We start from the raw sequence: 26,636 nt of genomic DNA on the forward strand, positions 1-26,636 counted from the left end.
GTTAAGGAAAGGGATTACTCTTCGTCTTCTAGCTCGATGTTGATACCTAGCGAGCGGATCTCTTTCAACAGTACGTTGAATGATTCTGGCATGCCAGGTTCCATGCTGTGGTTACCGTCAACGATGTTCTTGTACATCTTAGTACGGCCGTTAACGTCATCCGACTTAACCGTTAGCATTTCTTGTAAAGTGTAAGCTGCACCGTATGCTTCTAGTGCCCATACTTCCATCTCACCGAAACGCTGACCACCGAACTGAGCTTTACCACCAAGTGGTTGCTGAGTTACTAGGCTGTACGAACCAGTTGAACGAGCGTGCATCTTGTCATCAACAAGGTGGTTCAGTTTGAGCATGTACATGTAACCAACGGTTACCGGACGCTCAAATTCATCGCCTGTACGACCATCAAATAGCGTTAGCTGACCAGACTCTGGTAGGTCACCTAGTTTTAGAAGCTCTTTGATTGATGTCTCGTTTGCACCATCGAATACTGGCGTTGCGATTGGTAGACCGCCACGTAGGTTCTTGATCAGCGTGCGTACTTCGTCATCTGATAGAGAAGCAATGTCTACTTTCTGACGTGTATCGCCGAGATCGTAAACTTTCTGCAGGAACTCGCGGAATTTCGCCAGTTCTTGTTGCTCTTTCACCATTTGAGTGATCTTGTCACCGATACCTTTCGCTGCCAGACCTAAGTGTACTTCTAGGATCTGACCGATGTTCATACGTGAAGGTACACCCAATGGGTTAAGTACGATGTCGACAGGCTGACCTTTTTCATCGTATGGCATGTCTTCAACTGGGTTGATCTTAGAGATTACACCCTTGTTACCATGACGACCCGCCATCTTATCACCCGGCTGGATACGACGTTTAACCGCTAGGTAAACCTTAACGATCTTCAGTACGCCAGGGGCGAGATCATCACCTTGAGTGATCTTACGACGCTTGGTTTCGAATTTCTTATCGAAATCCGCTTTTAGTTCGTCCCACTGCTCTGCAAGTTGTTCTAGCTGAGTTTGTAGGGCGTCATCTTCAAGCGTTAGCTCTAGCCACTTCTTACGATCGATAGAGTCAAGCTTCGCTTCGGTGTAACCACCGTCGATCAATACAGCTTTCACACGGTTTAAAAGGCCACCCTCAAGAATCTGGAATTCTTCAGTTAGGTCTTTCTTCGCTTCTTTCAGCTGCATTTGCTCGATTTCAAGCGCACGCTTGTCTTTCTCTACGCCATCGCGAGTGAAGACTTGAACGTCGATAATTGTACCTGACACAGAGTTAGGTACACGTAGTGAAGTGTCTTTAACATCAGATGCTTTTTCGCCGAAGATCGCTCGTAGTAGCTTCTCTTCAGGCGTTAGCTGCGTTTCACCTTTAGGTGTCACTTTACCAACGAGGATGTCACCACCCTTAACTTCAGCACCGATGTAAACGATACCTGACTCGTCTAGTTTAGACAGAGCAGACTCACCTACGTTTGGAATATCTGCGGTGATCTCTTCAGAGCCCAACTTAGTATCACGCGCCACACAAGTGAGTTCTTGAATGTGGATTGTCGTGAAACGATCTTCTTGAACTACGCGCTCAGATACTAAAATCGAGTCCTCGAAGTTGTAACCGTTCCAAGGCATAAACGCGATACGCATGTTTTGACCAAGCGCTAGCTCACCTAGGTCTGTTGAAGGACCATCAGCAACTACGTCACCGCGAGATACAGGTTCACCTGGCATCACACATGGGCGTTGGTTAATACATGTGTTCTGGTTAGAACGTGTGTATTTAGTCAGGTTGTAGATGTCGATACCTGCTTCACCAGGTACTAGTTCTTCATCGTTCACTTTAACAACGATACGAGAAGCATCTACAGACTGGATGACACCACCACGTTTAGCAACAGCAGTTACACCTGAGTCAACCGCTACGTTACGTTCGATACCAGTACCAACAAGCGGTTTATCCGCTTTCAGTGTTGGAACAGCCTGACGTTGCATGTTCGCGCCCATCAATGCACGGTTCGCATCATCGTGTTCTAGGAACGGGATAAGCGAGGCAGCGATAGATACAACCTGGTTTGTCGCAACGTCCATGTACTGAGCGTGCTCACGAGGGTGTAGACCAGATTCACCTTTCTGACGAGCGGTGATCAACTCATCGGCAAACGTGCCATCTTCGTTAAGCATAGCGTTCGCCTGGGCGATAACGAATTGACCTTCTTCGATTGCAGATAGGTAATCGACTTCGTCTGTTACAACACCATCTACCACGCGACGGTAAGGCGTCTCTAGGAAACCGTACTCGTTACAGCGCGCAAACGCAGATAGAGAGTTGATCAGACCGATGTTTGGACCTTCCGGCGTTTCGATAGGACATAGACGCCCGTAGTGCGTTACGTGTACGTCTCGAACTTCAAAGCCAGCACGTTCACGAGTCAGACCGCCAGGACCCAATGCAGAAATACGACGCTTGTGCGTTACTTCTGATAACGGGTTGTTTTGGTCCATGAACTGTGAAAGCTGTGAAGAGCCAAAGAATTCTTTCACTGCCGCAGAAATTGGCTTAGCGTTGATAAGGTCTTGAGGCATGATTGCATCAAGATCGCCTAGGCTTAGACGCTCTTTAACTGCACGCTCAACACGTACTAGACCGACACGGAACTGGTTCTCAGCCATTTCGCCTACAGAACGGATACGACGGTTACCTAAGTGGTCGATATCATCGACTTCACCGATACCGTTACGGATTCCGATCAGCTTCTTCATCACTTCGATGATATCGTTTTCATCAAGTGTGCCTTGCTCTTGGGCATCTTCACGGCCGATAGAGCTATTGAACTTCATACGACCAACCGTCGATAGATCGTAACGTTCTTCAGAGAAGAATAGGCTTTCGAATAACGCTTCTGCAGCTTCTTTTGTTGGCGGCTCACCAGGGCGCATCATGCGGTAGATTTCTACCAACGCAGAAATACGATCAACGGTACTGTCGATTCGCAGTGTTTCTGACATGAATGGACCGTGGTCTAGATCGTTCGTGAATAGAACCTCTAGCGCTTTGTGGCCAGCCTGAGATAGATTTGCTAATGCTTCCAGGCTGATTTCCTGGTTAGCGTTAACAATGATCTCGCCCGTTGCATCGTTGATGTAATCTTTCGCTGCAACTTTACCAACGATGTACTCAACCGGTACTTCGATGTGATCAATGCCATCTTTTTCTAGTTGGCGGATGTGACGAGCCGTCACACGACGACCTTGCTCAACGTAAACTTTACCATTCGCTTCGATATCAAATGACGCAGTTTCACCACGTAGGCGATCTGGCACCAACTCCATCAGTAGAGTTTGGTCTTTCACTTCGAAGTTCACTTTTTCGAAGAAGAGATCTAAGATTTCTTCTGTCGACTTACCTAGTGCACGAAGGATGATCGACGCTGGTAGCTTACGACGGCGGTCGATACGAACGTACAGGTTATCCTTAGGGTCAAACTCGAAATCAAGCCATGAACCACGGTAAGGAATAACACGTGCGTTGTATAAAACTTTACCTGAAGAGTGGGTCTTACCCTTATCGCTGTCGAAGAACACGCCTGGGCTTCGGTGCAGCTGGGATACGATAACCCTCTCGGTACCGTTGATTACGAAGGTACCATTGTCTGTCATGAGTGGGATTTCACCCATGTAGACTTCTTGCTCTTTAATATCTTTTACAGTACCTGCTGGCGCGTCTTTATCAAAGATAACTAGGCGTAGTTTTACACGTAGTGGCTTTGAGTAAGTTACACCGCGGATTTGACATTCTTTAACGTCAAAAACTGGCTCACCAAGACGGTAGCTAACGTATTGCAGCTCAGAATTGCCGTTGTAGCTCTGAATCGGAAATACAGAACGGAAAGCGGCTTCAAGACCGTATTGACCTTCAGGATCCTGTTCGATGAATTTGTCGAACGAATCGAGCTGGATCGATAGCAGGTATGGAATGTCCAAAACTTGTGGACGAGTACCAAAGTCCTTACGGATGCGCTTTTTCTCGGTATAAGAGTAAACCATGGGGTTCCTCAGCTCGCTGATAAGTGACCCAAACTGTCCGCCCGTTCCTAGTTACTTAAGGGGGGTAAGGGACAGTGACTAATATAGCTGTTTACTGTAGTGACATTTCATTTCGTAAGAATGAAATGTTTTTTGCTCGGGTATCAGGCGCTTAAACAGCGGGGAAATTCACCTATACCCTACAGCGCAAAAAGGCCGGTGGTTAAAAACCACCAGCCAGTTAGCCGTTAGGCTAAGAAACTAAGCAATAATTACTTAACAGCAACAGTTGCACCAGCTTCTTCTAAAGTCGCTTTAAGCGCTTCAGCTTCTTCTTTCTCAACACCTTCTTTAAGAGGTGCAGGAGCGCCGTCTACAAGAGCTTTAGCTTCTTTAAGACCTAGACCAGTTGCAGCACGTACTGCTTTGATTACAGCAACTTTGTTACCGCCAGCAGCTTCTAGGACTACATCAAATTCAGTTTGCTCAGCAACTTCTTCGCCTGCGCCTGCGCCGCCAGCTACAACAGCAGCAGCAGCAGAAACACCGAATTTCTCTTCCATTGCTTCGATTAGTTCAACAACTTGCATTACAGACATTTCTGCAACTGCATCTAGGATTTGCTCGTTAGTAATAGACATAACAATTCTCTTTTAAGTCAACAATAAGTTTATTAAGCAACCAGTAAAAAGCAAGGCCTATGCCGCTGCTTCTTGTTTTTGATCGCGGATAGCTGCGATAGTACGCGCCAGCTTGCCAGCCGAAGCTTCTTTCATGCACATCATTAGGCGTGCAATTGCTTCGTCGTAAGTTGGTAGTGTTGCTAGTACTTCAGCGTCAGTTAGAGCGCCTTCATAAGCAGCAGCTTTGATCTCGAAGTTTTTATTCTCTTTAGCGAAGTCTTTAAAAAGACGCGCTGCAGCACCTGGGTGCTCGTTAGAGAATGCGATCAGAGTAGGACCAGTAAATGTCTCAGTAAGACATTCATAATCTGTACCCTGAACCGCACGACGCATTAGAGTGTTACGAACAACTCGTACATAAACACCAGCTTCACGAGCCTGTTTACGTAGAGAAGTCATCGCGCCCACTTCAACGCCACGAGAGTCAGCTACAACTGCAGAAAGTGCACCACTGGCAGCTTCGTTGACTTCAGCAACAATTGCTTTTTTGTCTTGAAGGTTTAAAGCCATCTTGGATTTACTCCTGGTTGTCGTTACACCACTCACTATTATCACAACAGTGAGAGCTATTGAGGTGCTTCCCAGAAGAAAGGTAACTATTTACATAGAGCTTTCTGTCAGTTCGGGCACCATCTACGTAGGAACATTAAGCCTATTTTAAAAATAGGCACCTACGGTCTTGGATGGAGACTGGGTCATAATTCACAGTGAACTCTTAACGAATTCGATGAACCAAAGTTCAGCCCCAACCACAAATATTAGGCGCAAAATTATACACTAATTTTACGCCTAATCAAATAAATTATGCTTGCGTGCTCAGGCTAGCCTGATCAACAGCAACACCAGCACCCATTGTCGTAGAGATGCTTACTTTCTGAAGGAATGTACCCTTAGCAGAAGATGGCTTAGCTTTCTTCAGAGCCACTAGAAGTGCTTCTAGGTTCTCTTTGATCTGCTCAGCAGAGAAGTTTGCTTTACCGATAGTAGTATGGATGATGCCGTTCTTGTCGTTACGGTAACGAACCTGACCTGCTTTAGCATTCTTAACTGCTTCAGCGACGTTAGGAGTTACAGTACCAACTTTAGGGTTTGGCATTAGACCGCGAGGACCTAGGATAGTACCTAGTTGACCTACAACGCGCATTGCATCAGGAGAAGCAACAACTACGTCAAAGTTCAGTTCGCCTTTTTTCACTTGCTCAGCAAGATCTTCCATACCAACAATGTCTGCGCCAGCTTCTTTAGCCGCTTCAGCGTTTGCACCTTGAGTGAACACTGCAACGCGAATGTCTCGGCCAGTACCGTGAGGTAGTACAGTTGCACCACGTACGTTCTGGTCAGATTTACGAGCATCGATACCTAGGTTAACAGCAACGTCAATAGATTCAACGAACTTAGCAGTTGCTAGTTCTTGAAGAAGAGTTACAGCTTCGTTGATTTCGTACTCTTTAGTTACGTCAACTTTTTCGCGGATTACGCGCATGCGCTTAGTTAGTTTAGCCATCTTATTAACCCTCTACCACTAGGCCCATTGAACGAGCAGTACCCGCAATTGAACGCTTCATTGCTTCGATATCAGCACCAGTCATATCAGCAGCTTTAGTTTCTGCGATTTCTTGGATTTGAGCGTCAGTTACCGTACCCACTTTTTCAGTGTTTGGACGACCAGAACCAGACTTAACGCCAGCCGCTTTCTTAAGAAGAACTGCTGCAGGTGGAGTCTTAGTTACGAACGTGAAAGAGCGGTCGCTGTATACAGTGATAACAACTGGGGTAGGAAGACCTTTCTCGACAGATTCTGTTTTTGCGTTGAACGCTTTACAGAATTCCATGATGTTAACACCGTGTTGACCTAGTGCAGGACCAACTGGTGGACTTGGGTTTGCAGCGCCAGCAGCAACCTGTAGCTTGATGTAAGCTTCAACTTTCTTAGCCATGATTATTCCTAATTTTGGGTACCAGCGCTAATCAACTGATCAGCTCCCCGTTTCAACAAAAGCTTTTCACTTCAAGAGAAGTAAAAAGGCGCGAAATTATAGTCATAATCCGCGCCTGATACAACCCTAAAAAGGTGATTTTTTATACTCTTTTAAGTAAGAGTATTAGTCCAGTTTTTCAACCTGACCAAATTCAAGCTCAACTGGTGTTGCACGACCAAAGATCGAAACAGACACTTTCAGGCGGCTCTTCTCGTAATCCACTTCTTCAACAGTACCGTTAAAGTCAGCAAATGGACCTTCGTTAACACGTACCACTTCACCCGCTTCGTACATAGTTCGTGGGCGAGGCGCTTCACTCGCTTTCTCAAGACGATTAAGAATCGCGTCAGCTTCTTTATCCGTGATCGGTGCAGGACGATCTGAGGTACCACCAATGAAGCCCATGACACGCGGCACACTACGTACTAAGTGCCATGATTCATCGTTCATAATCATCTGAACAAGGACGTAACCTGGGAAGAACTTACGCTCAGATTTGCGACGCTGACCCGCGCGCATTTCCACTACCTCTTCAGTAGGAACCAGTACTTCACCGAATAGTTCTTCCATGCCGTGCATTTTGATGTACTCACGCAGAGATTGAGCTACACGACCTTCAAATCCAGAGAAGGCTTGAACCACATACCAGCGTTTTTTTGGAGCTTCACTCATGAATAAAAACCCTCTATACCCCAGTTACTAGAGATACTAGACGAACCATAATTCCGTCAATACCCCATAGCACTAGAGCCATTACAATACTTACAGCTAAAACGATCAGTGTGGTTTGCATGGTTTCTTGGCGCGTAGGCCAAACAACTTTACGTACTTCCATACGTGATTCTTTTGCAAAACTGATCGCTGCTTTACCTTTAGTCGTTGTTGCTGCAACGCCTAAGGCAGCTGCAATAAGAACAACAACGCCTGCAGCACGAATGACTACAGACATTTCACCATACAGGTAATTACCCACAACAGCGGTAGCTGCTAATACGAAAGCGGCTACCCACTTAAACGTATCTGCTGCGTTTGAGCTATCAGGAGTTTCAGCATTATTTGCTTTCATAAAACCAACCTGTTACAAGTCTTAATATAGACGACGACGACCCCGCTGTTGCAGGGCAAACTCCATATCGCTGAAAAAATCAGCGTACACTTCTTAAGATTAAGCCTCTTTGCTTAATCTTGCTCTACACTCAACTCACTTCTGAACAAGAAAACAACAAAAATAATATTGAGTGCAGAAAAAGGGCATCAAATGATGCCCTTTTTGCTACTGGTTCGTCAAATCTAATTCAAGATTTTCCGAAAACATCTCCTAATTCGCTATGAATTAGTCAAAGATCTTAGCAACAACACCAGCACCTACTGTACGGCCACCTTCACGGATCGCGAAACGTAGACCTTCGTCCATTGCGATTGGTGCGATTAGCTCAACAGTCATTTGTACGTTGTCACCAGGCATTACCATTTCTACGCCTTCTGGTAGCTGGATGTCACCAGTTACGTCAGTTGTACGGAAGTAGAACTGTGGACGGTAGCCTTTGAAGAATGGAGTGTGACGACCACCTTCATCTTTAGACAGTACGTATACTTCTGATTCGAACTTAGTGTGTGGGGTGATTGAACCAGGCTTAGCCAGTACTTGACCACGCTCTACGTCGTCACGCTTAGTACCACGTAGAAGTGCACCAACGTTTTCACCAGCACGGCCTTCGTCTAGAAGCTTACGGAACATCTCTACACCAGTACATGTTGTAGTCGTTGTTTCCTTGATACCTACGATAGCAACTTCGTCACCAACTCTTAGGATACCACGCTCAATACGACCTGTTACTACTGTACCACGACCTTGAATTGAGAATACGTCTTCGATAGGCATTAGGAATGGCTGATCTACTGCACGCTCTGGCTCTGGGATGTAAGAGTCTAGTGCTTCAGCTAGTTCAACGATTTTCGCTTCCCACTGCTCTTCGCCGTTTAGTGCGCCTAGTGCAGAACCTTGGATAACTGGTAGGTCATCACCTGGGAAATCGTACTCAGATAGAAGTTCACGAACTTCCATTTCTACTAGCTCTAGTAGCTCTTCATCATCAACCATGTCACATTTGTTCATGAATACGATGATGTATGGGATACCAACCTGACGGCCTAGTAGGATGTGCTCACGAGTTTGTGGCATTGGGCCATCTGTCGCAGCAACAACTAGGATACCACCGTCCATCTGTGCAGCACCGGTGATCATGTTTTTAACGTAGTCAGCGTGTCCTGGACAGTCAACGTGTGCGTAGTGACGAGTTGGAGTGTCGTACTCAACGTGAGACGTTGCGATAGTGATACCGCGCTCACGCTCTTCTGGAGCGTTATCGATAGAAGCAAAGTCTTTTGCAACACCGCCGTACACTTTAGCTAGAGTAGTACAGATTGCAGCAGTTAGAGTTGTTTTACCGTGGTCAACGTGGCCGATAGTACCAACGTTAACGTGCGGTTTCGTACGTTCAAATTTTTCTTTAGACATGAGTGGTCCCTCTAGGTACGGATTTAGGTGGCCCAAATTGACCACGCAACCAAAAAATAATAATTGGTAAATCTAATATCAAAAGGAAATAAACTTGAGAGCTGGTGCTGATAGGCAGACTCGAACTGCCGACCTCATCCTTACCAAGGATGCGCTCTACCGCCTGAGCTATATCAGCACTCAAATTAGAGTGGAGCGGGCAGCGGGAATCGAACCCGCATCATCAGCTTGGAAGGCTGAGGTAATAGCCATTATACGATGCCCGCAACACGTAACTCTGAGAGCTATTTCCTAAAGAATATGGTGGAGGGGGACGGATTCGAACCATCGAAGGCAGTGCCGGCAGATTTACAGTCTGCTCCCTTTGGCCACTCGGGAACCCCTCCAAATTTTCAAGCCATTCAGACTACTAAAGGAAAGAATGGTGCCGACTACCGGAATCGAACTGGTGACCTACTGATTACAAGTCAGTTGCTCTACCTACTGAGCTAAGTCGGCATAAGTGGTGCGCATTCTATTGAATGATTTTCTAGGTTGCAATAGGTATTTAAAAAAAAATCACAAATTTCGATTTTTTAGATTCGTTTGCTGCAAATTCGTACAAACCACGTTTTTTTTAAAGTAAACTTCGACCTTTGTCGTTTGCTTTGAAGTGCGCTTGATGTATGTTCTTGTTCTACTAAACCAAGGATAAAAGAGACCCATGAGTCCATTTTTGTCATTTGACCGTGCAAATTGGGCAGAACTGAGAAACTCTGTACCAATGACACTTTCTGAGGACGACTTGACTGCGCTTCAGGGCATCAACGAAAATTTAACCATGGAGGAAGCGGTAGAAATCTACCTTCCTTTGTCTCGCCTATTGAATTTGTATGTACAAGCCCGCCAAAGTCGAAATTCAGTTTTACAGCAATTTTTGAATACCGAAGAGCACGCCCCTCCCTTTGTTATTGGTATTGCTGGGAGCGTCGCGGTCGGTAAAAGTACAACGGCGCGTATTCTCAAAGCGCTGCTTTCACGCTGGGAAAATCATCCGAAAGTGTCATTAGTCACAACGGATGGTTTTTTATATCCCAAAAAAGTACTCGAAGAGCGCGGGATTATGCATCGTAAAGGTTTCCCTGAATCCTACGACATCAAGCGTCTAGTGGAATTTATGTCCGACGTAAAAGCGGGAAAACCTGACCTTGAAGTGCCGACTTACTCTCATATTACGTATGATATTACTGACGAACTGAAGGCGGTAGATCGACCTGATGTGCTCATAATTGAAGGTTTGAATGTACTACAAAGCGGTATGGACTACCCACACGACCCCCATCGTGTATTTGTGTCTGATTTCTTAGACTTCTCGATTTACGTCGATGCAGAAACGGAGACTATTGAGCGGTGGTATGTGGAACGCTTTTTAAAGTTTCGCCAAGGGGCTTTTACTAAACCAGGCTCATATTTTAGTCACTATAAACAGCTGTCTGTCGAACAAGCGACGAACAAAGCGAAAGAAATTTGGCATAATATTAATGGGCTCAACTTAGAGCAGAACATTCTCCCTACCAGAGAAAGAGCTCATCTAATTTTACACAAAGGAATCAACCACTTGGTTGATTATGTGTCGTTAAGAAAATAATGAGAGTTACTCCCCTTTACGTAATGAGATCTCTCCGCCAATGTAAGTCTCTACCCCTTGCTCGGTCTCAAGTACAATACCACCTTGATGGTCAATTCCTCTCACCACCCCATGAGCTTCTCTAGGACCGATTAATAGCTTAACTTGGCGATCAAGAAAATTATCTAATCGATTCCAACGCTCCACAAAACCTGCTAACCCTTTCATCTCATAATCTACTAATGCCAGGTTCCAATGTTTGATTAAGCTGGCTGCAAGTGTATTTCTATCAATTTCTCGTGCACCACAAATTTGGTTTAGTGTCGTCCATGGTTGATCAATTTCAGGCTGAGTATCAGGCATTCCTATATTAAGCCCCATGCCAATCACTAGATGAGCAGCGCCGCCAGCTTGGCCTGACATTTCAACCAAGATCCCAGCAAGCTTTTTGTCTTGATAGTACAGATCATTGGGCCACTTAAGTTTAACGCCTTGTATACCCATTTCTTCTAGTGCTTCAACAGCCGCAATACCAATAACAAGGCTCAACCCCATGGCCGCTGCCATTCCTGCATCCAACCGCCAGTACATCGACAAGTATAAGTTAGAACCAAACGGTGAAACCCACTGACGACCACGGCGACCACGACCGTGAGCTTGATATTCCGCCAAACAAACACGCCCTTTCTCAGATTGGCTGACTCTCTCGAGCAAGTACTGGTTAGTCGAGTCAATGACGGGAATCAGCTCAAGCAGCGCTGTTGATTCAGCAGAAAGCCTCACTTCATCCAAAAGTTGTAGCGGTGATGCGAGTTGGTAACCACGCCCCTGTACCCGGTAGATGTCGATGCCCCATTCACTCAAGCCTTTAACGTGCTTAGCAATCGCAGCTCTAGATACATTGAGCTCTTGACCTAATGCCTCACCCGAGTGAAAGTCTCCGTCGCTCAGTGACTGCAAAATATGTAGTTTCGCTGAGTGGTCTTTTCTCATTCGACCGCCTCAATCTGATTAAGGCTGGTTTCGCCAGTACGATTCATAAAGCGAACTTCATGCTCGAGTTCAATCTGATACTTGTCCCACACGCTTTTTTTCACCAAAGATGCCAATGCAACCACATCATTTGCACTACAGTTATCGACATTCGTCAGCACCAAAGCTTGCATTGGGTTAACTTGAGCACCATTCACAGACTTCCCTTTCAAACCGCACTGGTCGATAAGCCAGCCAGCTGCGACTTTCACTCCTCCGAGTGTAGGATAAGCCATCAAATTATCATGTTGCTTTAAAAGTCGTTCATAATGATCTTGCGTGATCACTGGGTTTTTGAAAAAACTTCCTGCGTTACCCACTTTGGCTGGATCTGGCAGTTTTTCCATACGCACTTGGCAAACACGCTCAAAGACAGAAGCAGGAGTCAATTGTTCATCCGGAATACTCTGTAGTGGACCGTATTGGTTAATGGCTTGCCATTGCTTGTCTAACTTAAGCCCTACCGCTGTAATAAAGCACTTGTCATGCAATGCATGCTTGAAAATGGAATCACGATAACCAAACTCACACGCATTTACACTCATTCTTCTGCTTTTGAATGTTGAAAGATCCAATATATCGACATAATCACAGATATCTTTTAGCTCCAAGCCATAAGCACCAATATTTTGAATGGGAGCCGAACCAGCGCAACCCGGAATCAACGCCAAGTTCTCTATTCCGCCTATTCCATGCGCTACACACCAAGAAACTAACTCTGGCCAATCTTCACCACCGGCGATATGTAGTAAGTAATTCTCATCGGTTTCTGTCACCGTTTTGCCAATAAGTCGGTTAACGATCACAAGGCCATCAAAATGTTCCGTGAACAGAACATTACTGCCTTTGCCTAGAAAAAGTTTTGGTAAGTTTTTAAACATAGCGCTTTGAAAAAGATGAATAACATCATCGACTGATTCAACGATGACTAAGTAGGAACACGATTGTTCAATACCAAAAGTGTGATAAGCCTTAAGGCTAGCATTTTTTTTAATTTGCATAGTAGGTTTGCAACGCCAGATAAGATTCTCTTAAACTGAGGTTATTCTACATTAGTTATCTTTTAACCGCAGTGACAATGCCTAACTCATTAACCATAGAAGTGTTAAATCCTATCAAGCTTCCTCTTATTAAGAGGTTATACAAAGCTCATTATCCTTCAGGACGAGCTAAAAGAGATGAATTGATCCTTACTGCCAGCGATGAAAGTAAGATAGTGGCCCTACTGCGCCTGAAAACCGTCGAAAATTCCCGTTTATTGACGGGTATGTTGGTGCTCCCAGAGTTCAGAAGCACTGGAGCAGGAAGAGCGTTATTAAGGCATTGCGAAAACAAAGTTTTCAATGACGGCGACTATTGCTTTGCGTTTAAGTATTTGGAAGCCTATTATTCACAACATGGTTTTAAAACCATTGAGAGTTCTGAATTACCGAACTCACTCAAAATAGCCTTTCAACGCTATGTCGGTAGCGGCAAAGATCTCATTCCAATGCAATTCGTCCCATCTATGGCATCAAAGTGCGTGCTTTTGTAGCCAGAGAAATCATATCTTTGGTAAAATGGTAGGTTCGCAATATTGCACTAAATTAAGGTACTCATACCGATATGATAGTAAGTAGGAATCCATTCGAACAGTTGCCAAGTTTCGCCGTAAATCCTGAAGGCTTTGAGGTTCTGCATTCAGCAGAAGCATTCAGAACTCGTCTTTTGGATGCCATCAGCAAAGCAACGTCGCGAATTTACCTAGTCGCTCTATATCTGGAAGATGATGAAGCTGGACGTGAGATTCTCACCGCGCTTTACGAAGCAAAGCAGCGCAATCCTGGGTTGGACATCAATATCTGTGTAGATTGGCATCGAGCTCAACGCGGTCTCATTGGTGCGGAAACATCAGAAGGCAACTCAGCGCTTTATAAAGCGTATGCCAAGAAGTACCAGCATTCGATTCCCGTATATGGGATCCCAGTTCGTGGACGAGAAGTCTTCGGAGTACTTCATTTAAAAGGCTTCATTGTCGACGACACAGTGATTTACAGCGGCGCGAGTCTGAACAATGTCTACCTTCAATATCACGGTCGTTATCGCTTTGACCGCTATCATGTCATCCAACATGCACCTTTAGCAGATTCAATGGCGCAATTTCTTCGTGATGAAATGATTGCCCACCCTGCGGTCAATGATCTCGCAGACCAAAACAAACCAGAGACAAAAGATATTAAGTCGGCAATTCGCCAATTACGCTCGTCGCTTACTCAAGCCAATTATCAATTTGAGCATGAGGCTGCAACGGAAGAAAATGTAAAAATCACGCCGCTAGTGGGCCTAGGAAAACGCCGTAACCTGTTAAACCAACAGATAGTAAAACTTCTGGCAGCCGCTAAAAACGAAATTTTCATTTGCACGCCATATTTTAATTTCCCTAAACCGCTTCATCGTGAAGTAAAACGAGCAATGAAACGTGGGGTTAAAGTGACCATCGTCGTTGGTGACAAAACTGCGAATGACTTTTATATTGCGCCAGAAGAAGACTTTAAAACCATAGGTGGTTTGCCTTATCTTTATGAAGTGAATCTACGCCGCTTCGCAAAAGCGAATGAAGCGAGTATTGCCGCGCGTAAATTGTCGATTCATTTATGGAAACACGACAACAACAGCTTCCATCTCAAAGGCATTTGGGTCGATAAGCGTTATATGCTGCTGACAGGTAATAACCTCAATCCAAGAGCTTGGTCGCTCGATCTAGAAAATGGTTTACTCATTCAAGATGATTACGCCAAACTGACTCATAAATTTGAAGACGAAGTCTCTCGCATTCTTGAGCACACTCACCTCGTATGCACCTACAAACAGCTCGAAAAATTAGAAAACTACCCTATCGACGTACAACGGCTGGTAAGAAAAATCACTCGCTTAAAGGCAGATGGCATCTTAAAGCGCATTCTGTAAGGCTCTGCTTAAGCCCAACCACCATTCTCGTGTTGGGCTTTTTTATTTGGATTAGTAAGCACAACATCAGAGAACGTTTACTTTCCTTCTTTACATCTTCGTTTATTAGCTCTCCACACATTTGCTTCTTCGTCATTTAATTTTTTTAATAAAATGTCGCATTGTTTTGTAATAGACACATGTTCTTAAAACGAAGAAACTCTGAACTTAGCTTATAAGGGGGGTATTGTTGCTTACCCTGTTCAAGTCTTTCATTCACAAAGATATCTAGCCAAACTAACCTCTCGTTGCATCGTTACTCTATTAAAACCTCAATGATTTCCTCATTAATATCATTTAGCTAATTTCATTAATGGTACCAAATATGCGCACTAATACAGTATGCCTTATCGCTTTTACGCTCTCGATCGCTAGTCCTATTCGTTTAGCAATCGCCAAACCGAATACAGATTTTTTTTTGGGGAGCAGATGCAAGCCATTTAAAATATGACCAATTTATGGGAGACACCTCTCCAAGGTATGTGGTTGGTTTTAAAACAAATGTGTCTAGCCGCTTTGAACTTTCATACCAAGAACCTCTTGTCGAACTAAACTACAAAAAGAGTTTTGTCGATTATTCGATTGATGGGTTTGTTCCTTTTATCACTGTTGGCTTTGGCGGAGGAACTGAGTCTTTCGATAATATCACCGGTAATATTTATAAACTTCAAAGCTATATTGGTGCCGATTATCGCTTAAACTCGCTTTTCGAATTAACTTCTGGGTTGGGCTTTGGAGTTGCCCGGTTAGAATTTCAAGATAATATTGGAAACGAAGTCACGGACAATGGCTTAACAGTTCAAGCTTATGCTGGGCTAAGAGTATTTCCTTTTCAGTAAGACTTATACTAATCTAAAAGATAATATGGCCGAATTAAGACTATTCAAAAACAACAGTATTCGCTATGGATAGCCTTAATGATATCAACTTCAAGAAGCTTGCGAGCTAACAAAAAGTCTCAACCGAATTTGAGGCTCAGACTGATGACGTCCCCAGTTTTTAAAGTTGGGACGTTTTTATGTGTGGCCGGCCATCGTGATCATGGATGGTGCAGGGTGGCATACAAAAGATGTTCCAATGAGTTTAATATAATCAAACGCCTGCCCTATTCTTCAGAGCTGAATGCTATCGAATAAATATGGCGTTGGTTGAGACAACACTATCCCAACAATCAGTTCTTTGCGGATTACGACGAGATCATGTCCAACGAGTATGGAACTTGGAATAGTTTTTTGGATTGCCCGACCAGAGTCAGCAAGGTATGTTCTAAAAGATAGATCCGTCATTCCGCGCCTAATTCAGGAATTTTAATAGTGTGACCCAGTGATCATTTATAACAGTTAGCACGACAAGACCTCTTGACCGCGATCCCCAGTTTTGATCTATTACTGTTATTTATCGGTCGTTTATTATGTCTGCACGTCAACCTGTCATTAAACGTCTAGATCACCTAGGGCTAATCGCTGCTTTCTGCCATGAAATCGATTTACCAAGCATTCTCGATCATATCATTCCTAAGTACTCCGAGCATAACGTCTCACATAGTGATGCCGTCTTAGCAATGATTTTAAATGGCCTCGGTTTTCACAGTAGAACATATATGGACGCCTCAGCTTTTACAACACTTTTGAATGATTGGTTCACTACCATATATTCGGCGTCGTTACAGACTCTTTCGCCTGCGCCTTGATGTAAATCCGAACCTATTGCCTAATCACTACATTGGCATTTAATGCCTTGGTCAACTCAGGTTACAAATTGCCTTACTTTATCAAGTAGCTTATTGAATCTAACTTTTTGATTACTTTTAATTGAATGATCTACAAGACAAACACAGACCTGAAAAATGCATTTTTGGCTAAATCAATTCCAACAACTTTTATATCCATAATGGCAGCCCTTTATGTTTACTTTCCTATCGAACACTATCGCGCGAACCAAGACGCACTTGAGATATTAGATAAATAGATAAATAGATAAATAGATAGACTTTAACCGGTTTATTTTCTAGGTAGGTATTAATTTTCAGATTCACTAAACGTAAAAAAGCCCGCTCTTTGAGCGGGCTTTTTTACTTCTGTTTTCACCTGCATAAGGTAAAAACTAAAATTAAAGCCTGGCGATGTCCTACTCTCACATGGGGAAACCCCACACTACCATCGGCGCTATTTCGTTTCACTTCTGAGTTCGGCATGGAAGTCAGGTGGGGCCAAAACGCTATGGTCGCCAAGCAAATTCTTTTTAACTACCGCCAACGCAGTAATTAATAATCTGGAAAGCTGTTTCAGTTCTTAACACAATCAAGTTTTCTTGTATTGAGCCCATCAAAACCCCTTGGGTGTTGTATGGTTAAGCCTCACGGGCAATTAGTACAGGTTAGCTCAATGCCTCGCAGCACTTACACACCCTGCCTATCAACGTCGTAGTCTACGACAACCCTTTAGGATACTTAAAGTATCAGGGAGAACTCATCTCAAGGCTCGCTTCCCGCTTAGATGCTTTCAGCGGTTATCGATCCCGAACTTAGCTACCGGGCAATGCGTCTGGCGACACAACCCGAACACCAGAGGTTCGTCCACTCCGGTCCTCTCGTACTAGGAGCAGCCCCTTTCAATTCTCCAACGCCCACGGCAGATAGGGACCGAACTGTCTCACGACGTTCTAAACCCAGCTCGCGTACCACTTTAAATGGCGAACAGCCATACCCTTGGGACCGACTTCAGCCCCAGGATGTGATGAGCCGACATCGAGGTGCCAAACACCGCCGTCGATATGAACTCTTGGGCGGTATCAGCCTGTTATCCCCGGAGTACCTTTTATCCGTTGAGCGATGGCCCTTCCATTCAGAACCACCGGATCACTATGACCTGCTTTCGCACCTGCTCGAATTGTCATTCTCGCAGTCAAGCGGGCTTATGCCATTGCACTAACCACACGATGTCCAACCGTGTTTAGCCCACCTTCGTGCTCCTCCGTTACGCTTTGGGAGGAGACCGCCCCAGTCAAACTACCCACCAGGCACTGTCCTCACCCCCGATAAGGGGGCTAAGTTAGAACATCAACACTACAAGGGTGGTATTTCAAGGTTGCCTCCACACATACTGGCGTACGTGCTTCAAAGGCTCCCACCTATCCTACACATGTAGGGTCAATGTTCAGTGCCAAGCTGTAGTAAAGGTTCACGGGGTCTTTCCGTCTAGCCGCGGGTACACTGCATCTTCACAGCGATTTCAATTTCACTGAGTCTCGGGTGGAGACAGCGTGGCCATCATTACGCCATTCGTGCAGGTCGGAACTTACCCGACAAGGAATTTCGCTACCTTAGGACCGTTATAGTTACGGCCGCCGTTTACCGGGGCTTCGATCAAGAGCGTCGACCGAAGTCTAACCCCATCAATTAACCTTCCGGCACCGGGCAGGCGTCACACCGTATACGTCATCTTACGATTTTGCACAGTGCTGTGTTTTTAATAAACAGTTGCAGCCACCTGGTATCTGCGACTCCTAGTAGCTCCATCCGCAAGGGACTTCACCGCCAAGAGCGTACCTTCTCCCGAAGTTACGGTACCATTTTGCCTAGTTCCTTCACCCGAGTTCTCTCAAGCGCCTTGGTATTCTCTACCCGACCACCTGTGTCGGTTTGGGGTACGATTCCATCAAATCTGAAGCTTAGAGGCTTTTCCTGGAAGCATGGCATCAATGACTTCACACCCGTAGGTGCTCGACGTCGTGTCTCAGCCTTAAAAAGAGCCGGATTTACCTAACTCTTTAGCCTACGCACTTGAACCTGGACAACCGTCGCCAGGCCCACCTAGCCTTCTCCGTCCCCCCATCGCAATTTGATTGAGTACGGGAATATTAACCCGTTTCCCATCGACTACGCCTTTCGGCCTCGCCTTAGGGGTCGACTCACCCTGCCCCGATTAACGTTGGACAGGAACCCTTGGTCTTCCGGCGTGGAGGTTTTTCACCCCCATTATCGTTACTCATGTCAGCATTCGCACTTCTGATACGTCCAGCATGCCTTACGACACACCTTCAACCGCTTACAGAACGCTCCCCTACCCAATACTCGAAGAGTATTGCCGCAGCTTCGGTTTACTACTTAGCCCCGTTACATCTTCCGCGCAGGCCGACTCGACCAGTGAGCTATTACGCTTTCTTTAAATGATGGCTGCTTCTAAGCCAACATCCTGGCTGTCTGAGCCTTCCCACATCGTTTCCCACTTAGTAGTAATTTGGGACCTTAGCTGGCGGTCTGGGTTGTTTCCCTCTCCACGACGGACGTTAGCACCCGCCGTGTGTCTCCCGGATAGTACTTACTGGTATTCGGAGTTTGCAAAGGGTTGGTAAGTCGGGATGACCCCCTAGCCTTAACAGTGCTCTACCCCCAGTAGTATTCGTCCGAGGCGCTACCTAAATAGCTTTCGGGGAGAACCAGCTATCTCCAGGTTTGATTGGCCTTTCACCCCTAGCCACAAGTCATCCGCTAATTTTTCAACATTAGTCGGTTCGGTCCTCCAATTGATGTTACTCAATCTTCAACCTGCCCATGGCTAGATCACCTGGTTTCGGGTCTATATCCAGAGACTAAGTCGCGCAGTTAACACTCGCTTTCGCTACGGCTCCCCTAGATGGTTAACCTTGCCACTGAATATAAGTCGCTGACCCATTATACAAAAGGTACGCAGTCACACCACGAAGGTGCTCCTACTGCTTGTACGTACACGGTTTCAGGTTCTATTTCACTCCCCTCACAGGGGTTCTTTTCGCCTTTCCCTCACGGTACTGGTTCACTATCGGTCAGTCAGTAGTATTTAGCCTTGGAGGATGGTCCCCCCATATTCAGACAGGATATCACGTGTCCCGCCCTACTCGATTTCACTGCATATGCGTCGTCAGTTACGGGGCTATCACCCTGTATCGCCAAGCTTTCCAGCTTGTTCACCTGACGCCTATAAAGCTTAAGGGCTAGTCCAATTTCGCTCGCCGCTACTTTCGGAATCTCGGTTGATTTCTTTTCCTCGGGGTACTTAGATGTTTCAGTTCCCCCGGTTCGCCTCGCTACGCTATGTATTCACGCAGCGATACTTACTTATGTAAGTGGGTTTCCCCATTCGGAAATCCCAGACTCAAGTGGCTTTTACTGCCTAATCTGGGCTTATCGCAAGTTAATACGTCCTTCATCGCCTCTGACTGCCAAGGCATCCACCGTGTACGCTTAGTCACTTAACCATACAACCCGAAGGAGTTTCGAGTTGATGTTCAAATCACCAAAGTTGTCTCTCATTATTTGAATGAGCGAGAGACATTTCGATTTTGCCGGACTCAATTTCGAATAATCACTGCAATAGTGATATTCCCAAGAACACTTGAATGTGTTGTTTTGGTGTTTATCTTAAAGATAAACATTGAGAACTTTATTTGATAACAACGTTGTTGTTATCAGTCAGCTTTCCAAATTGTTAAAGAGCTAGATTTTCTAATGAAAACCATGTTTAAACACACTCATTGAATGCGCTTAAAGATGGTGGAGCTATGCGGGATCGAACCGCAGACCTCCTGCGTGCAAGGCAGGCGCTCTCCCAGCTGAGCTATAGCCCCATCAGGTGTCGATACTGTATGCCAATTTTCTGGGAAGGAAATTGGTGGGTCTGAGTGGACTCGAACCACCGACCTCTCGCTTATCAGGCGAACGCTCTAACCACCTGAGCTACAGACCCAGTATCGTCTCTTAAACTTTATAAACCGTATCAATCTGTGTGAACACTCATCGCAATAATCTTTCGTATAAGGAGGTGATCCAGCGCCAGGTTCCCCTAGCGCTACCTTGTTACGACTTCACCCCAGTCATGAACCACAAAGTGGTAAGCGTCCCCCCGAAGGTTAAACTACCTACTTCTTTTGCAGCCCACTCCCATGGTGTGACGGGCGGTGTGTACAAGGCCCGGGAACGTATTCACCGTGGCATTCTGATCCACGATTACTAGCGATTCCGACTTCATGGAGTCGAGTTGCAGACTCCAATCCGGACTACGACGCACTTTTTGGGATTCGCTCACCATCGCTGGCTCGCCGCCCTCTGTATGCGCCATTGTAGCACGTGTGTAGCCCTACTCGTAAGGGCCATGATGACTTGACGTCGTCCCCACCTTCCTCCGGTTTATCACCGGCAGTCTCCCTGGAGTTCCCGACATTACTCGCTGGCAAACAAGGATAAGGGTTGCGCTCGTTGCGGGACTTAACCCAACATTTCACAACACGAGCTGACGACAGCCATGCAGCACCTGTCTCAGAGCTCCCGAAGGCACACCAGAATTTCTTCCGGCTTCTCTGGATGTCAAGAGTAGGTAAGGTTCTTCGCGTTGCATCGAATTAAACCACATGCTCCACCGCTTGTGCGGGCCCCCGTCAATTCATTTGAGTTTTAATCTTGCGACCGTACTCCCCAGGCGGTCTACTTAACGCGTTAGCTCCGAAAGCCACGGCTCAAGGCCACAACCTCCAAGTAGACATCGTTTACGGCGTGGACTACCAGGGTATCTAATCCTGTTTGCTCCCCACGCTTTCGCATCTGAGTGTCAGTATCTGTCCAGGGGGCCGCCTTCGCCACTGGTATTCCTTCAGATCTCTACGCATTTCACCGCTACACCTGAAATTCTACCCCCCTCTACAGTACTCTAGTCTGCCAGTTTCAAATGCTATTCCGAGGTTGAGCCCCGGGCTTTCACATCTGACTTAACAAACCACCTGCATGCGCTTTACGCCCAGTAATTCCGATTAACGCTCGCACCCTCCGTATTACCGCGGCTGCTGGCACGGAGTTAGCCGGTGCTTCTTCTGTCGCTAACGTCAAAGAACACCGCTATTAACGATATCCCCTTCCTCACGACTGAAAGTACTTTACAACCCGAAGGCCTTCTTCATACACGCGGCATGGCTGCATCAGGCTTGCGCCCATTGTGCAATATTCCCCACTGCTGCCTCCCGTAGGAGTCTGGACCGTGTCTCAGTTCCAGTGTGGCTGATCATCCTCTCAGACCAGCTAGGGATCGTCGCCTTGGTGAGCTCTTACCTCACCAACTAGCTAATCCCACCTAGGCATATCCCGACGCGAGAGGCCCGAAGGTCCCCCTCTTTGGCCCGTAGGCATTATGCGGTATTAGCCATCGTTTCCAATGGTTATCCCCCACATCAGGGCAATTTCCTAGGCATTACTCACCCGTCCGCCGCTCGACGCCCAATAAATCACCCGAAGGTTCAATGTTGTCGTTTCCGCTCGACTTGCATGTGTTAGGCCTGCCGCCAGCGTTCAATCTGAGCCATGATCAAACTCTTCAATTTAAGATTTTGTCGGCTCAACGAATACTGACTTCAAAACTACAAACGTAATTTTAAAGCTATTATCGTTCCAACAGAACGATAATGAATTGACTGTGCTAAGATTAAACAAGTTAATCTCGATTGGTCACTCAGTTCATTGAAACCGTATTTGAAGCAAAAGCTTCTAATTCGATTATCATCAACGAGTGCCCACACAGATTGATAGGTCTATATTGTTAAAGAGCTTTTCTAACGCTTTCAGCAGCTTGCTTACTCGACGTTAGGGGTGCGCATCTTACTTTGCACCGTGAGAGAGTCAAGCATTTTTTCAAATTTCTTTTCTCTCTTTTCTCCGACTCTCGTGTGACTCTCGTCTCACTCCGTGTCGGTGGATGCGCAGTATAGGGAGCTGAGAAATTAGCACAAGCGTTTTTTTACAAAAAACACTTAACCGGTGATTAATTCACCAAAAGAACAGGATTTGCATATTTCTTCGTCACATTTGAGACATATCACAGCAATTGGTTGGAAAAAAACCAGCCATATACGTAAGATTCATATGTCTATTCTATTAATGGACCATCGATCTCTTTATCACTATGTGTAGTAATTAAAATGACATCTAAAAAAAATCTAATTTTATGTGCCGGGTTGGCCATCATTGGGGGAATTGTATTCTCTCAAGTTACCATCCCACCTGCTTTAAGCTTTCTCATCGGTGTTGCCGCTACTGCTTTTTTATTTTCACTTTCTAGCCGAACACCCTCTATTCAATCAACGGACTCGGACCCATCGACCAAAACTTTATATGTCGGCAACCTTCCTTATAAAGCAAATGAAAGTCATGTTAGAGATTTGTTTTCTAACTATGGCCAAGTATATGCAGTACGCTTAATGAAAGATAAGCGTACTGGTAAAAGAAGAGGTTTCGGCTTTGTTGTTATGGCAGCGGCTGATGCTAAACCCGCTATCGCGAAACTCAATGAAAAGGAATATATGGAGCGGACGCTGAAAGTTAGAATCGCGAACGATCCTAAACACCCGGATGGCGATAAACTTGAACAGGATTAAATCCTAACTCCGCTAGACAGATATTCAGTGCATCTTCTTCCCAAGGAGGTGCACTGGCATAAATCGTCTTAGCCCCCTCTTTGTTACCTACTTCTAATGCGTCATTTAATAGTAGCCCCTTCACTCGGCGGGCAATTGCTTGCCCAGAGTCCACGAGTACAACTTCTCCACCCAAGGCTTGATGGATTTCATCTTTAATCAATGGGAAATGTGTGCAGCCAAGTACCGCAACATCCACTTTATCGCGTAAAGGTTGAAGAATATTTTTCAACTCTGAAGCCGAAACCCTTTTACCACGTAGCTTTTCTTCTGCCATATCGACTAGACGGGTAGACCCTAATAACTCAACTCGTTTGTTTTGAGCAAACTCGCGTATCAGTTCGTGAGTGTATTGGCGCGTGATGGTCGCTGGTGTTGCGATAAGACCGACACCTTTTGATGCCAAAAATGAGGCAGGCTTGATCGCGGGAACGACTCCAACCACTGGAATAGGTAGATTCTCGCGTAGGGAGGGAAGCACAATGGTGCTCGCCGTGTTACAAGCAATCACGACAATATCTACTTGGTGCTCTTCTACTAGTGAAGTAACAAGCTGATTAACGCGTTTGATCAGTACATCTTGATCGAGTTCACCATAAGGATAAGCCTGATTATCGAATAAGTATAAGTAGTCTAGTTGCGGTAAAAGACGGTGTATTTCTTGGAATACAGATAACCCCCCGACACCGGAATCAAATACTAGGACTTTTTTCTTACTTGCTACTCGCACGAGCCTTACCTAAAGAACAAAAACGTTGCGATCATACTGGTTAGATTTGTTTTGGCAATGCTTTGGCGTGGTATCTTTGATGGCTGAATCTATCTCCAGATTCTACATTTCGCTTTGTCAGCTCAATATGTCCTTGAAAAGACGGCGAAGACGTGACCAATGTGTGAAATTCACCATTTTCCCCACAGGGATCAATCTGGCCTGGTAATGACTTTATTAGGGCTTTGTCATACCAACGCCCGCACCATTCTGAAGGGAGGACACTTCCGTCGGTGGTGATCAACATGGTTTGAATGCCACGCTCTATGATTTCCATCGCTAGCTTTTCACTGCTCTCCCCTAACAGGGGAAAGACGCACTCCCAACCTGCAGGTTCAATATAACAGCGTCGGTAATCGGCAATGCCATTGCAGAACATATCGCCAAACGCGACGCCTTCTATCTCAAGCTTACTTTCAGTTAATGCATTCACGATTATCGATTGATAAATGTCGTGACTCGGAAATACTTCAGGCAGTTCAATCGTAATAAGCGGAAGCGCAAGTAAGTCTGCTTGCATTTGTACCACTTCAAGCGGCGTTGCTTGAAAAGGTACTTCTTTCCCTACGTAAGTCGTGTACAAACCAACAACTTGATAGTTTGGATTCTCGTTAAGGCGCTCAAGCGTTAGTGTCGAATCTTTACCACTGGACCAACTGATCACCACTTGCTTAGGTTTCGTCATTCTATTTCCATTACAATGATAATAAGTAAAAACCGCCCGAAGGCGGTTTGTTTTCATTCTCGATTAGAATTCGTAGCCAACGTTTAGATAGTATGCTCGCTCTGCGGCAGTATAGGCTTTTGCCATCTCATACTCTTCGTCAAATAGATTATCGATACGAGCACTAATGGAAGTTGATTCGTTCGGGTAATAACTCACTGCGGTATCAACCAACGAGTAAGAAGACAGCGTGATATTTTGTGAAGGCCAAATGCTGTAATCCACATCTGGACGCTTACCTACGTACTGATAGCTAATCGACCAGTCCACTTGATCGAAGCTCACTAAAGCGTTCCACTTATACATTTCTTTAGCGCGGCGCTGCAACTGATGCCCTTTATCGTCTTCCGCATCTTTGTAATCCGCACTCAACTGGTGCTGCACAATCCCTGTATCAAACTCAGCAACGAGCTCCACACCTTGGATATGTGTTTCACCATCAACATTCAAATATTTGTATGTGGTTGGATGGTAATCGATAAGATTCGTGATTTTATAGTCATAACCCGTTAAGGACCAAAAAACGCCTTGGACATCACCGCTGAATGTTAGCTCCCAAGCATCTGACTCTTCCGGCTTCAGATCTTTCTCGCCGTACGTTGGGTCATACTGTTGATATAGGTTTGGCGCCTTAAACGCAGTACCAAAAGAGGCTTTAACCCCAAACTCCGGCACAAACTGGTAACCAGCCGCTAAGCTGTAAGTGAACTCACTGCCGTATTCTTCGTTATCATCAAGGCGAGCACTGCCCTCAAGCATTGCTTTATCAATACTGGTGGTTGCCATACCAAACAAAGCGCCATGGGTACGATCAAACGTTTTATTCGCACTCTTGTCTTTATAAGATTCGTTGCGCCAATCAATACCACCAGCAAACGTCGTATTGTTGTTTAGCAAGTAACTGTTAGTCCACTGTACATTTTGCTGCTCAAGTTCATCTTCAGTACCTGAGTGTTTACCTTTTGTTTGCTCGTAGTCCCAAGACTGCTGTTTCTGTGCCGTCACTTGTAGTTCTGACATCACATTATCAGACTGATACTTACCGCCAAGAGTGGCAGAAAGATCGTCTTTTTCTGCTTCGTAATAACCGCGACTGCCGTAGCTGCTGTCATATTGATAAACATTTTCGTAAGCACGTAGGTTACCAAATGCGGACCACTGGTCATTGAAGTTATGCACGTAACCTAGCAGACCGTTCTTAGTCTCAAAACCATGGCGATCGCCGTCATTAACTCCCGGTACAGGACGAACGTTATAACCATCATCATTTTCACTACCAAGCGCGATATTCAGCTGGCCGCTATCACTGACTTTAATACCAGATGCCACACTCAATTCTTGATAATCTAAGCTACCTAAACCCGCGCTTAACTTCGTTCCTTCTTCGTCAGCACGCGCAATGGTGATGATATTGATCACGCCACCAATCGCTTCTGAACCATAAAGTGACGCACGCGCACCACGCACGTATTCAATGCGTTGAACGTAAGTAAGTGGGATTTGGTTGAAATCCACCGCCCCTTTCGCTGCACGCGCAAAACGTACGCCATCAACCAGCACCAGTACTTGGTCTGAACTTGTACCACGAACAAATAAAGAAGCTAACTGACCACGACCACCATTTTGCGAAACTTGAATACCCGTAAGGCGGCGAAATACATCCGGTAGGGTTTTCGCTTGAATACGGTCGATATCTTGTCGAGTAATAACTTCGAGTTCCGCCAGAGTGTGGCTTTCTGCTTGCTCAAAGCGGTTCGCGGTGACAACGATGGTTTCGTCAATAGAGGTTTCTTTGGCCTGTAGATAAGCGGTGGGTAAAAGCAGCGATGCACACGTGATCGCAAGAAATGTTTTTCTCATTATATTATCCTAAATCGCGTAAATC

The 26,636-nt window shown here is 45.5% G+C and carries 18 protein-coding genes, 6 tRNA genes, 3 rRNA genes and 2 pseudogenes; 6 read left to right on the forward strand and 23 right to left on the reverse strand.

Features of this window, described 5'->3' with window-relative positions; all coding sequences use genetic code 11:
- Positions 1–14 precede the first annotated feature (14 nt).
- The 12 genes from rpoB to AC3D28_RS10625 form a co-directional block, all read right to left on the reverse strand.
- The gene (rpoB, locus tag AC3D28_RS10570) at positions 15–4,043 is read right to left on the reverse strand and encodes a DNA-directed RNA polymerase subunit beta (protein WP_098413518.1); all 4,029 of its coding nucleotides are present in this window, start codon (positions 4,041–4,043) and stop codon (positions 15–17) included.
- A gap of 251 nt (positions 4,044–4,294) precedes the next feature.
- Entirely contained in the window at positions 4,295–4,663 is a 369-nt protein-coding gene (gene rplL / locus AC3D28_RS10575; protein WP_098413517.1) for a 50S ribosomal protein L7/L12, read from the reverse strand.
- Between the two features lie 57 nt (positions 4,664–4,720).
- The gene (gene rplJ / locus AC3D28_RS10580) at positions 4,721–5,215 is read right to left on the reverse strand and encodes a 50S ribosomal protein L10 (RefSeq protein WP_098413516.1); all 495 of its coding nucleotides are present in this window, start codon (positions 5,213–5,215) and stop codon (positions 4,721–4,723) included.
- 292 nt (positions 5,216–5,507) lie between these two features.
- Positions 5,508–6,209 (reverse strand): 50S ribosomal protein L1, encoded by a 702-nt coding sequence (gene rplA / locus AC3D28_RS10585; protein ID WP_098413515.1) that lies wholly within the window; start codon positions 6,207–6,209, stop codon positions 5,508–5,510.
- 4 nt (positions 6,210–6,213) lie between these two features.
- Complete coding sequence (gene rplK / locus AC3D28_RS10590; protein WP_488534717.1) at positions 6,214–6,642, reverse strand: 50S ribosomal protein L11; 429 nt, start codon at positions 6,640–6,642, stop codon at positions 6,214–6,216.
- A gap of 165 nt (positions 6,643–6,807) precedes the next feature.
- Entirely contained in the window at positions 6,808–7,356 is a 549-nt protein-coding gene (gene nusG, locus AC3D28_RS10595; RefSeq protein ID WP_098413514.1) for a transcription termination/antitermination protein NusG, read from the reverse strand.
- Positions 7,357–7,369: 13 nt separating this feature from the next.
- Positions 7,370–7,750, reverse strand: coding sequence for a preprotein translocase subunit SecE (secE, locus tag AC3D28_RS10600; RefSeq protein WP_098413513.1), 381 nt, complete (start codon positions 7,748–7,750; stop codon positions 7,370–7,372).
- A gap of 267 nt (positions 7,751–8,017) precedes the next feature.
- Positions 8,018–9,202 carry an elongation factor Tu gene (gene tuf / locus AC3D28_RS10605; protein ID WP_098413512.1) on the reverse strand — a complete coding sequence of 395 codons (1,185 nt, stop codon included), beginning with the start codon at positions 9,200–9,202 and terminating at the stop codon, positions 8,018–8,020.
- A 102-nt stretch (positions 9,203–9,304) separates the two neighbouring features.
- A tRNA-Thr gene (locus tag AC3D28_RS10610) sits at positions 9,305–9,380 on the reverse strand.
- Positions 9,381–9,393: 13 nt separating this feature from the next.
- Positions 9,394–9,468, reverse strand: a tRNA-Gly gene (locus AC3D28_RS10615).
- Positions 9,469–9,503: 35 nt separating this feature from the next.
- Positions 9,504–9,588, reverse strand: a tRNA-Tyr gene (locus AC3D28_RS10620).
- 36 nt (positions 9,589–9,624) lie between these two features.
- Positions 9,625–9,700, reverse strand: a tRNA-Thr gene (locus AC3D28_RS10625).
- A gap of 205 nt (positions 9,701–9,905) precedes the next feature.
- Here AC3D28_RS10625 and coaA point away from each other — a divergent pair.
- Positions 9,906–10,829, forward strand: a complete 924-nt coding sequence (gene coaA, locus AC3D28_RS10630; protein ID WP_098413511.1) for a type I pantothenate kinase — start codon at positions 9,906–9,908, stop codon at positions 10,827–10,829.
- Between the two features lie 6 nt (positions 10,830–10,835).
- Here coaA and birA read toward each other — a convergent pair whose 3' ends face one another.
- Both birA and murB read right to left on the reverse strand, forming a co-directional pair.
- Positions 10,836–11,801, reverse strand: a complete 966-nt coding sequence (gene birA / locus AC3D28_RS10635; RefSeq protein ID WP_488534718.1) for a bifunctional biotin--[acetyl-CoA-carboxylase] ligase/biotin operon repressor BirA — start codon at positions 11,799–11,801, stop codon at positions 10,836–10,838.
- Positions 11,798–12,841, reverse strand: a complete 1,044-nt coding sequence (gene murB, locus AC3D28_RS10640; protein WP_488534719.1) for a UDP-N-acetylmuramate dehydrogenase — start codon at positions 12,839–12,841, stop codon at positions 11,798–11,800. The genes birA and murB overlap by 4 nt, the downstream gene beginning before the upstream one ends.
- Positions 12,842–12,942: 101 nt before the next feature.
- Between murB and AC3D28_RS10645 the strand changes: the two genes are divergently transcribed.
- The 4 genes and pseudogenes from AC3D28_RS10645 to AC3D28_RS10660 form a co-directional block, all read left to right on the forward strand.
- A complete protein-coding gene (locus AC3D28_RS10645; protein WP_179885602.1) occupies positions 12,943–13,374 on the forward strand; it encodes a GNAT family N-acetyltransferase in 432 nt (143 codons plus the stop codon).
- A gap of 71 nt (positions 13,375–13,445) precedes the next feature.
- Complete coding sequence (gene pssA, locus AC3D28_RS10650; RefSeq protein WP_098413507.1) at positions 13,446–14,786, forward strand: CDP-diacylglycerol--serine O-phosphatidyltransferase; 1,341 nt, start codon at positions 13,446–13,448, stop codon at positions 14,784–14,786.
- Positions 14,787–15,283: 497 nt separating this feature from the next.
- Positions 15,284–15,664, forward strand: coding sequence for a hypothetical protein (locus AC3D28_RS10655; RefSeq protein WP_488534720.1), 381 nt, complete (start codon positions 15,284–15,286; stop codon positions 15,662–15,664).
- Between the two features lie 572 nt (positions 15,665–16,236).
- A pseudogene (locus AC3D28_RS10660) lies at positions 16,237–16,449 on the forward strand (DUF4277 domain-containing protein); the annotation flags it as partial.
- A gap of 131 nt (positions 16,450–16,580) precedes the next feature.
- Here the strand turns inward: AC3D28_RS10660 and AC3D28_RS10665 are convergent.
- The 6 genes and pseudogenes from AC3D28_RS10665 to AC3D28_RS10690 form a co-directional block, all read right to left on the reverse strand.
- Positions 16,581–16,714 (reverse strand): annotated as a pseudogene (locus AC3D28_RS10665) (IS110 family transposase); the annotation flags it as partial.
- A 225-nt stretch (positions 16,715–16,939) separates the two neighbouring features.
- Positions 16,940–17,056, reverse strand: a 5S ribosomal RNA gene (gene rrf / locus AC3D28_RS10670).
- Between the two features lie 114 nt (positions 17,057–17,170).
- Positions 17,171–20,060: ribosomal RNA gene (locus tag AC3D28_RS10675) — 23S ribosomal RNA — on the reverse strand.
- 293 nt (positions 20,061–20,353) lie between these two features.
- Positions 20,354–20,429, reverse strand: a tRNA-Ala gene (locus AC3D28_RS10680).
- 42 nt (positions 20,430–20,471) lie between these two features.
- Positions 20,472–20,548: transfer RNA gene (locus tag AC3D28_RS10685), tRNA-Ile, on the reverse strand.
- A gap of 68 nt (positions 20,549–20,616) precedes the next feature.
- A 16S ribosomal RNA gene (locus tag AC3D28_RS10690) occupies positions 20,617–22,169 on the reverse strand.
- Together the 16S, 23S and 5S rRNA genes with 2 tRNA genes alongside form the textbook arrangement of a ribosomal RNA operon.
- Before the next feature lie 594 nt (positions 22,170–22,763).
- Between AC3D28_RS10690 and AC3D28_RS10695 the strand changes: the two genes are divergently transcribed.
- Entirely contained in the window at positions 22,764–23,219 is a 456-nt protein-coding gene (locus AC3D28_RS10695) for an RNA-binding protein (protein WP_488534721.1), read from the forward strand.
- On the opposite strand, the gene murI is transcribed toward AC3D28_RS10695, so the two are convergent.
- From murI to btuB, 3 genes are all read right to left on the reverse strand, one after another.
- Entirely contained in the window at positions 23,182–23,988 is an 807-nt protein-coding gene (murI, locus tag AC3D28_RS10700) for a glutamate racemase (protein WP_488534722.1), read from the reverse strand. The genes AC3D28_RS10695 and murI overlap by 38 nt on opposite strands.
- A 40-nt stretch (positions 23,989–24,028) precedes the next feature.
- The gene (locus AC3D28_RS10705) at positions 24,029–24,712 is read right to left on the reverse strand and encodes a Dph6-related ATP pyrophosphatase (protein WP_488534723.1); all 684 of its coding nucleotides are present in this window, start codon (positions 24,710–24,712) and stop codon (positions 24,029–24,031) included.
- Between the two features lie 63 nt (positions 24,713–24,775).
- Positions 24,776–26,611: a TonB-dependent vitamin B12 receptor gene (btuB, locus tag AC3D28_RS10710; RefSeq protein ID WP_488534724.1), complete on the reverse strand. Its 1,836-nt coding sequence runs from the start codon at positions 26,609–26,611 to the stop codon at positions 24,776–24,778.
- Between the last annotated feature and the right edge of the window lie 25 nt (positions 26,612–26,636).

It is taken from the genome of Vibrio sp. TAP-3B (assembly GCF_057784735.1).